Annotated in this window: 7 protein-coding genes and 1 other annotated feature; all 7 genes read left to right on the plus strand. The window is 43.3% G+C overall.

The window, feature by feature from the left end; genetic code table 11:
- Positions 1-10: 10 nt before the first annotated feature.
- Entirely contained in the window at positions 11-535 is a 525-nt protein-coding gene (locus L1611_RS12235; protein ID WP_236313537.1) for a DivIVA domain-containing protein, read from the plus strand.
- A 42-nt stretch (positions 536-577) separates the two neighbouring features.
- Positions 578-810 (plus strand) — a binding site (T-box leader).
- Positions 811-964: 154 nt separating this feature from the next.
- Positions 965-3,727: an isoleucine--tRNA ligase gene (gene ileS / locus L1611_RS12240; protein ID WP_236313541.1), complete on the plus strand. Its 2,763-nt coding sequence runs from the start codon at positions 965-967 to the stop codon at positions 3,725-3,727.
- A 224-nt stretch (positions 3,728-3,951) separates the two neighbouring features.
- Positions 3,952-4,629 carry a TraR/DksA C4-type zinc finger protein gene (locus tag L1611_RS12245; RefSeq protein WP_236313547.1) on the plus strand — a complete coding sequence of 226 codons (678 nt, stop codon included), beginning with the start codon at positions 3,952-3,954 and terminating at the stop codon, positions 4,627-4,629.
- 128 nt (positions 4,630-4,757) lie between these two features.
- On the plus strand, positions 4,758-5,222 hold the full coding sequence (gene lspA / locus L1611_RS12250) for a signal peptidase II (protein WP_236313553.1): 465 nt from the start codon (positions 4,758-4,760) through the stop codon (positions 5,220-5,222).
- 1 nt (position 5,223) lies between these two features.
- A complete protein-coding gene (locus tag L1611_RS12255) occupies positions 5,224-6,135 on the plus strand; it encodes an RluA family pseudouridine synthase (protein ID WP_236313554.1) in 912 nt (303 codons plus the stop codon).
- 224 nt (positions 6,136-6,359) lie between these two features.
- Positions 6,360-6,899, plus strand: a complete 540-nt coding sequence (gene pyrR, locus L1611_RS12260; RefSeq protein WP_236313555.1) for a bifunctional pyr operon transcriptional regulator/uracil phosphoribosyltransferase PyrR — start codon at positions 6,360-6,362, stop codon at positions 6,897-6,899.
- A 162-nt stretch (positions 6,900-7,061) separates the two neighbouring features.
- The gene (locus L1611_RS12265; protein ID WP_236313556.1) at positions 7,062-8,396 is read left to right on the plus strand and encodes a solute carrier family 23 protein; all 1,335 of its coding nucleotides are present in this window, start codon (positions 7,062-7,064) and stop codon (positions 8,394-8,396) included.
- The last annotated feature ends 21 nt before the right edge of the window (positions 8,397-8,417 follow it).

Consider the following 8,417-nt stretch of genomic DNA (forward strand, 5'->3'; position numbering starts at 1 on the left):
GGGTGGCGTCATGCCTTTAACACCATTGGATATTCATAATAAGGAATTCAATCGTGGTTTTCGAGGATATGATGAGGATGAAGTTAACGAATTTTTAGATCAAGTTATCAAAGATTATGAAGGTGTCATTCGTGAAAAGAAAGACTTGCAGGAAAAGCTGGAGAAAATGGAAGAGAAGCTTTCCTACTTTACGAACATTGAAGAAACGTTGAACAAGTCGATCGTGGTTGCACAGGAAACGGGCGAAGAAGTAAAGCGCAATGCAAACAAGGAAGCACGCTTGATTGTAAAAGAAGCAGAGAAAAATGCTGATCGGATCATAAATGAAGCACTGTCAAAATCAAGGAAAATCATGCTGGATATCGAAGAACTGAAAAAACAATCTTCCGTTTACCGCACACGTTTTCGAATGTTGATTGAAGCTCAACTGGAAATGCTGAAAAATGAGGATTGGGACCATCTCATGCCTCCAGAAGAAGAAGATGAACAGCACCAGCTTGAAGAATCGGATGTTGAAAAAGCAAACATAACTTGACGAAGCATTTTTGAATCCGGTATACTTTGATGACAGGAACATATACTTACTAAGATGGGGACAGTACGATCAGGCCATCTTTCAAAGCGAATCGGGGTTGGTGGAAGCCCGACAAAGAGTCTGGTAAGGAAGATCACCCCGGAGTACCGCGCTGAATAAAATACGAGTAAGCAGCGGCGTTTCATTCACGTTAAGAATGCTGAGTGGTTTGTATGAACTTATAGTTGATACAGACTATTAGGGTGGTACCGCGAGTCAACCTTCTCGTCCCTATTGGGATGAGAAGGTTTTTTATTTCATTCAAATCGGATGAAAATCTTTATTGCTGTAAAAGTGAACGATTGCTCAGCTTGTCAGAAAGCTCTGATTCGCTACATTCACATCAACAAATGAGAGTAAAAAGAAATTTTGGAAGGGCAGGAGAGGCTTATGGATTACAAAGACACGTTATTGATGCCAAAGACTGATTTCCCGATGCGGGGCGGTCTTCCGAACAAGGAGCCGAACATTCAGGACACATGGAATCAACAAAAGATTTATGAAAAAGTACTAGAGAAAACGAAAGACCAACCGAAATTCATTTTGCATGATGGACCTCCATATGCAAATGACAATATTCATCTCGGGCATGCTGAGAACAAAGTTTTGAAAGACATCATCGTCCGTTATAAATCCATGAATGGCTTCAATGCGCCATATGTTCCTGGATGGGATACACATGGATTGCCGATCGAGACAGCACTAGCTAAAAAAAAGAAAGTGGATCGGAAAAAACATACAATCGCTGAGTTCCGTAGAATGTGTGCTGACTACGCGCTAGAGCAGGTTGAATTGCAGAAAGAACAATTCAAACGTCTAGGTGTACGGGGCGATTGGGATAACCCATACATCACACTGAATAAGGAATACGAAGCAGAACAAATCAAAGTCTTCGGTGAAATGGCGAACAGAGGGTTGATCTATAAAGGGAAAAAGCCTGTTTATTGGTCTCCGTCATCTGAATCAGCATTTGCTGAGGCGGAGATCGAGTATAAAGACAAACGTTCACCATCCATCTATGTTGGGTTCAGAATAAAGGATGGGAAAGGTGTCGTTGATGAAGATGTTTCTGTAGTCATTTGGACGACCACACCATGGACGATTCCGGCCAATCTCGGGATTTCAGTCCATCCTGATTATAACTATGTCGTCGTGGAAACTGCAGGGAACAACTATCTGGTGGCAGAAGATCTTCTAGAACAGTTGACAGAAGTATTGGAGTGGGAATCTCCAAAAGTTATAAAGCAGATGAAAGGGAAAGACCTTGATAAGGTGGTTGCAAAGCATCCGTTTTATGATAGAGAGTCGTTAGTAATGCTAAGCGATCACGTCACTACCGAATCAGGTACTGGATGTGTCCATACTGCTCCAGGCCACGGAGAAGATGACTTTAAAGTCGGGAAGCGTTATGGAATCGGAATCCTATGCCCGGTTGATGATAAAGGCATTATGACAGAGGAAGCACCAGGCTTTGAAGGCATGTTCTATGATGATGCCAATAAACCGATCACAGAGAAACTCCAGGAGTCAGGTGCATTGCTTAAATTGGACTTCATCACCCACTCCTATCCGCATGACTGGAGAACGAAGAAACCGATCATTTTCCGAGTGACGGACCAGTGGTTTGCATCGATTGATAAAATCAAGGATCAGATCCTTGCAGAAATCAAAAATGTCAAATGGTATCCACACTGGGGCGAAACTCGCCTCCACAACATGGTCAAGGACCGCGAGGATTGGTGTATTTCGCGCCAAAGAGCTTGGGGTGTACCAATTCCAGTGTTCTATGGTGAAGATGGCGAGCCGATCATCAAACCAGAAACGATCGAACATATTTCGAATCTGTTCCGTGAGCATGGATCGAATGTCTGGTTCGAATGGGATGCCAAGGATCTTTTGCCTGAAGGGTTCAAATCAGAACATAGCCCGAATGGGGAATTCACAAAAGAAACAGATATCATGGATGTCTGGTTCGACTCTGGCTCATCACATCAAAGCGTGTTGAACGAGCGTCCTGAATTACAGCGGCCTGCTGATGTTTATTTGGAGGGGACAGACCAATACAGAGGTTGGTTCAATTCTTCTTTATCAACAAGTGTAGCTGTGACTGGAAAATCCCCGTACAAGACAATCATCACTCATGGATTCGTACTTGATGGTGAAGGTAAGAAGATGAGTAAGTCCTTAGGCAATGTCATCGATCCGATGAAGGTCATGAAGCAACTAGGGGCGGACATTATACGTCTTTGGGTTTCTTCTGTGGATTATCAATCCGATGTACGTGTATCTGACGAGATTTTGAAGCAGGTTTCTGAAGTATATCGTAAAATCCGCAACACACTCCGTTTCATGCTCGGGAATCTGAATGGGTTCGATCCTGTGAAGCATCGTGTGGCATATGAAGATATGAACGAGCTTGATCAATACATGCTGGTCAAAGTGAATGAGTTGGTTGGACGGGTGAAGGATGCTTATGATGATTATCAATTTTCTTCTGTTTATAATGCGATCCACAATTTCTGTACGATCGAATTAAGTTCATTCTATCTTGATCTGGCAAAAGACACTCTGTATATTGAAGCAGAAGATGATCATAAACGGCGTTCAATGCAAACCGTATTGTATGATTGTGTGGTAGCGCTGACACAGCTTGTCACACCGATCATTCCGCATACAGCGGATGAAGTTTGGCAGTATATCCCTGGTGAAAAGGAAGAAAGTGTCCAATTGACGAGGATTTCTGATACCAAGAATTATCGGAATGCCGAAGATCTTTTAGCCAAATGGGATCAAATGTTGGATATCCGTGATGAAGTATTGAAGGCACTGGAAAATGCACGTAATAAAAAAGAAATCGGTAAATCACTTGCAGCATCCATCGAGCTTTATCCGAATGCAAAAGCGAAAGAGCTGCTGAACAATGCAGGTGAACTTGATAAATTCTTCATTGTATCGCATGCTGCAGTCGCAGGAGATAAGGAACATGCTCCAGAACATGCTGATGTGTATGAACAAGTTGGAGTTGTCGTAAAGGCAGCTGAAGGTGAAACCTGTGAGCGCTGCTGGACAGTGACGCCGACTGTCGGTCAAGACGAGAAACACCCGACGTTATGTACACGCTGTGCAACAATCGTGACTGAGAATTATCAATAAATACAACCATGGGAAAGCTGCTCTGTTTTGAGCAGCTTTTTTATGGTTTTATGATACAAATCGATCGTGAAAAACCGTATGTAAGGTACTCATAGAAGCTTTATGGGACCGTTGAAGAACACAAAAACGAGGGACTCTAACAACCGTTTTTGCCAACTTTGTGTTGTAAAATGAATCGGTCTGGTCAAACTATAACTACTATGCAATAGGAAGGAAGTATCGTCATGAACTATGAGCATCTGAAAAAGCAATTGGAAGAAAGAAAACGACGGATCTTGCAAGAATTTGACCAAAATGACCATTACGGATTGAACCGCGGCTTTGCTAGTGATACATCTTCAGGCGAGCTTTCACAATATGATAATCATCCAGCTGATTCAGGGACAGAGCTATATGAGCGTGAAAAAGATATCGCATTGAACGGCCATCTGAAAGAAGAATTGTCGGATATCGAATATTCATTGAACCAGATGAAGAATGGGACATACGGGATTTGTGAAGTGACTGGAAAAGAAATTCCGATGGAACGTTTAGAAGCGATCCCAACCGCACGTACTGTAAAAGAGGCCACGCCAAACCAGGAAATATCCTCTGATCGTCCGATTGAAGAGGAAGTTTTAACAGAGATGGAGGATGAATATTATTCTGAACATGATAACAATGAATTCAATACTCCAAACGTCTATTACGAAGTGGCATCCTTCAATGAAAACAGCATGACATATGAGGATGCTTCCATCGTGGATGAAGAAGATAATACAGAATATGTTGAAGAGTATGAGCAATTCGTTTCAACTGATATCGAGGGCTATACTGGTACTGACCATGTGAATTTTGAACGTAATGTCGAATACGATGAATTCATGGACGAACAGGATCAACTTGATGATGAACAGTCTTAACCAAAGACTGTTCTTTTTCTATCAATATCAATAGTCTTGATCCGCTGGTCCTTTCCAAAAGAGAAATCTAATTGTGAAAGCACCTTCTATATGCTAAAATTTAACGGGTAGAAACGAAGGTGGGATTAATGATGCGCTATTATGCTTTAGCGATTTTTGTATTGATTATCGATCAAATAACCAAATGGTTTGTCGTAACGAAAATGGAGTTAGGTGAACAGATTACAATCATCAACAATTTCTTCTATCTGCATTCACACAGGAACCGTGGAGCCGCGTTCGGCATTTTACAAGGACAGATGTGGTTGTTCATCATCGTCACAGTCATTGTCATTGCTGCGGTTGTCTATTATTTACATACTGAAGCAAGAGGAAATGTGTTATTAAGCACCTCGTTAGGCCTCATTCTTGGTGGGGCGATCGGAAACTTCCTTGATCGTTTATTCCGGGGCGAGGTTGTGGATTTCCTTGATTTTTATATCATCAACTACGATTTTCCGATTTTTAATATAGCTGATTCCTCCCTGGTGATCGGTGTCGGAATGATTGCACTTGCCTTTTTACTGGAAAGCAGAACGCAGAAGGAGAATTAAAATGGAGCTAGTTCATATAAACGTTACAGATGAAAATACACGTGAACGAGTCGATAAGATCATTACAATTGAACAAGAGGGTATTTCTCGATCACTAGTCCAGCAATGGATCAAAGAAGAGCGCGTGAAAGTAAATGGTGAATCGGTCAAAGCGAATTATAAATGTCAAAATGGAGATGTCATCGTCATCGAAATTCCTGAACCAGAAGAGCTTGAGGTCGTACCTGAGGAAATGGAGCTGGATATCGTCTATGAGGATGAGGATCTCCTTGTCGTGAATAAACCAAGGGGAATGGTTGTTCATCCTGCCCCTGGCCACATGTCGGGGACGCTTGTAAACGGTTTGATGGCCCATTGCAAGGATTTATCTGGAATCAATGGTATCTTGCGTCCTGGAATTGTCCATCGGATCGATAAAGATACCTCTGGCCTTTTGGTTGTCGCAAAAAATGACTTGGCTCATAAACATTTAGGCGAGCAGATGAAAGCGAAAACGACGACCCGTAAATATGAGGCGATCGTACACGGTGTGATTCCACATAACAAGGGTACGGTTGATGCCCCTATAGGAAGGGACAAACATGATCGTCAAAAAATGACTGTGACGGATACGAACAGCAAGGATGCCGTCACCCATTTCAATGTGCTAGAACGGTTCAGCCGCTACACATACGTGGAATGTATTTTAGAGACTGGACGGACGCATCAGATCCGTGTTCATATGAATTACATCGATTTTCCTGTTGCAGGTGATCCGAAATATGGTCCTAAGAAAACATTGCCGATCGATGGACAAGCCTTGCATGCCAAAACATTAGGATTTGTTCATCCAAGAACTGAAGAGAGCATGGAGTTCACATCGGAGCTTCCAGAAGATATGCAACGGTTATTGGACGAACTTCGTCGAAATTAAGCTTGACAGGCTCCATTCCCTTTGAGATAATCAGTTCAATAATAAAATAAGACCTTTAAAATCAGTCCCGTGAGGCTGAGAAGGTAACGGTTAGATTTCAGAGGCCGGAGCGTCTTCTGATGCAAATTTGTCCAACTATACCCTCTCACCATAACGGTGGGAGTTTTTTATTGAAAAAACCTAACCTTACCAGGCACTTTGATAAGAAATAAGGGGGTGTTGAGATGGAGCAGACCGTGTTGCTGGATCAGCAATCGATCAAAAGAGCACTTACACGTATTGCCCATGAAATTCTGGAGCGTAATAAAGGGACAGAAAATCTTGTCCTTGTCGGAATAAAGACGAGAGGCGTTTACTTGGCGGATAGGCTGGGTGAACGGATCGAACAGATTGAAGGTGAAAAGGTGAATAAAGGGGAAATCGATATCACCTTGTACCGGGATGACCTCTCGAAGAAAACAGCAAATGAAGAACCGATGCTCAAAGGAACGGATATACCGATCGATGTGACGAACAAGACGGTGATTTTAGTAGACGATGTCCTGTATACCGGCCGAACTGTGAGGGCGGCGATGGATGCGTTGATGGACCTGGGCAGGCCGTCACAAATCCAATTGGCAGTCCTGATCGACAGAGGACACCGTGAATTACCGATTCGTCCGGATTATGTCGGAAAAAATGTCCCGACATCCCGAGAAGAAATTATAAGTGTCGATTTGACTGAAGTTGATAAAGTAGAGCAAGTAATCATACAAAAAAACTGATATGGCCCTTTTTAAGTCAGTCCCGTGAGGCTGGCAAAGGGGAATGGAATGACTTGGTTAAGGACGGAGGAGTCCTGTAACCTTCCCTGCATTTCATCCAACCTCTTTGCGCCCGCAGAGAGGTTTTTTATTGGGCCTCAAATTTTTGAGGAGGAATATAGCATGAATCAGAAAGAATCTGTAGGAATCAGGGAGATACCAAAGCCAGGAAAGTGGCTGACATTGAGTATACAGCATTTGTTCGCAATGTTCGGCGCGACAATCCTTGTCCCATTCTTAGTAGGGCTAAGTCCAGCGGTTGCACTCATTTCAAGTGGACTGGGTACATTAGCGTATCTGGTCATTACAAAAGGGCAGATTCCTGCCTACCTTGGCTCATCCTTCGCATTCATTATGCCAATCCTTCTAGCAAAGTCACTCGGAGGTTTGGAAGCAGTCATGGTCGGGAGCTTCCTAGCAGGGGTTGTTTACGGAATCATTGCTTTGTTCATACGGACGCTGGGGATCAAGTGGCTATTACAGATTTTCCCGCCAATCGTTGTCGGTCCAGTCATCATCGTCATCGGACTTGGCCTTGCCACCACCGCAATTGATATGGCGATGTACGTCCCAGGATCTGATCCACAAGAGTACAGTTTGCTCCACTTTTCAGCAGCCCTTGTCACATTAGCAGTCACTATCGTCGCTGCAATATACTTTAGAGGGTTTTTCAGCCTCATCCCTGTCCTGTTAGGGATAATAGGAGGATACACATACTCTTATTTTGTCGGTCTGGTTGACCTTGCACCTGTGCGCGAAGCTCAATGGATTCAAATGCCGGACCTTATGGTTCCTTTCGTAACTTACACACCATCCTTCTCATGGCAGATTGCATTAATCATGGTGCCAATCGCGGCTGTGACCATTACAGAGCACATTGGAGATCAGATGGTTCTCAGTAAAGTCGTCGGGAAAAACTTTATCGAAAAGCCTGGACTTCACCGTTCAATCCTAGGAGACGGCGTAGCCACAATGATTGCTTCATTATTAGGCGGTCCTCCGAACACGACCTATGGAGAAAACATCGGAGTCCTTGCGATCACAAGAGTATTCAGCGTGTTCATAGTAGGTGGAGCGGCGGTTCTTGCAATCCTGTTCGGTTTCGTCGGTAAAATTTCAGCACTGATCGGTACGATTCCAACGCCTGTCATGGGAGGTGTGTCAATCCTCTTATTCGGTATCATTGCCTCTTCAGGGTTGAGAATGCTGATCGATAACAATATCGATCTTGGAGAAAAAAGGAACCTTGTCATCTCATCCGTCATCCTTGTCCTAGGTGTTGGCGGGGCAACAATCGAAGTGACTGAAGAGTTCCAGATCGCAAGCATGGCATTGGCGACACTGACAGGAATCATCTTGAATCTTATCATTCCGGGTCGCGATAAAGACGTTCAAAATTCAAAGATCTTCTCTGATATCAAAGAAACCAATTCAACTAAGAAAGATTCTGTAGCTTAATCTCGAGTAACCATCTTTTAA

This window comes from Pseudalkalibacillus salsuginis, from assembly GCF_021646685.1.
Taxonomy (GTDB): domain Bacteria; phylum Bacillota; class Bacilli; order Bacillales; family Fictibacillaceae; genus Pseudalkalibacillus; species Pseudalkalibacillus salsuginis.

What these genes read in the sequence shown, in the direction of transcription:
- lspA (WP_236313553.1), top strand. Translation starts at nt 4,758, where the DNA reads ATGATGCGCTATTATGCTTTAGCGATTTTTGTATTGATTATCGATCAA.
- pyrR (WP_236313555.1), top strand. Translation starts at nt 6,360, where the DNA reads ATGGAGCAGACCGTGTTGCTGGATCAGCAATCGATCAAAAGAGCACTT.
- L1611_RS12255 (WP_236313554.1), top strand. Translation starts at nt 5,224, where the DNA reads ATGGAGCTAGTTCATATAAACGTTACAGATGAAAATACACGTGAACGA.
- L1611_RS12235 (WP_236313537.1), top strand. Translation starts at nt 11, where the DNA reads ATGCCTTTAACACCATTGGATATTCATAATAAGGAATTCAATCGTGGT.
- L1611_RS12265 (WP_236313556.1), top strand. Translation starts at nt 7,062, where the DNA reads ATGAATCAGAAAGAATCTGTAGGAATCAGGGAGATACCAAAGCCAGGA.
- ileS (WP_236313541.1), top strand. Translation starts at nt 965, where the DNA reads ATGGATTACAAAGACACGTTATTGATGCCAAAGACTGATTTCCCGATG.
- L1611_RS12245 (WP_236313547.1), top strand. Translation starts at nt 3,952, where the DNA reads ATGAACTATGAGCATCTGAAAAAGCAATTGGAAGAAAGAAAACGACGG.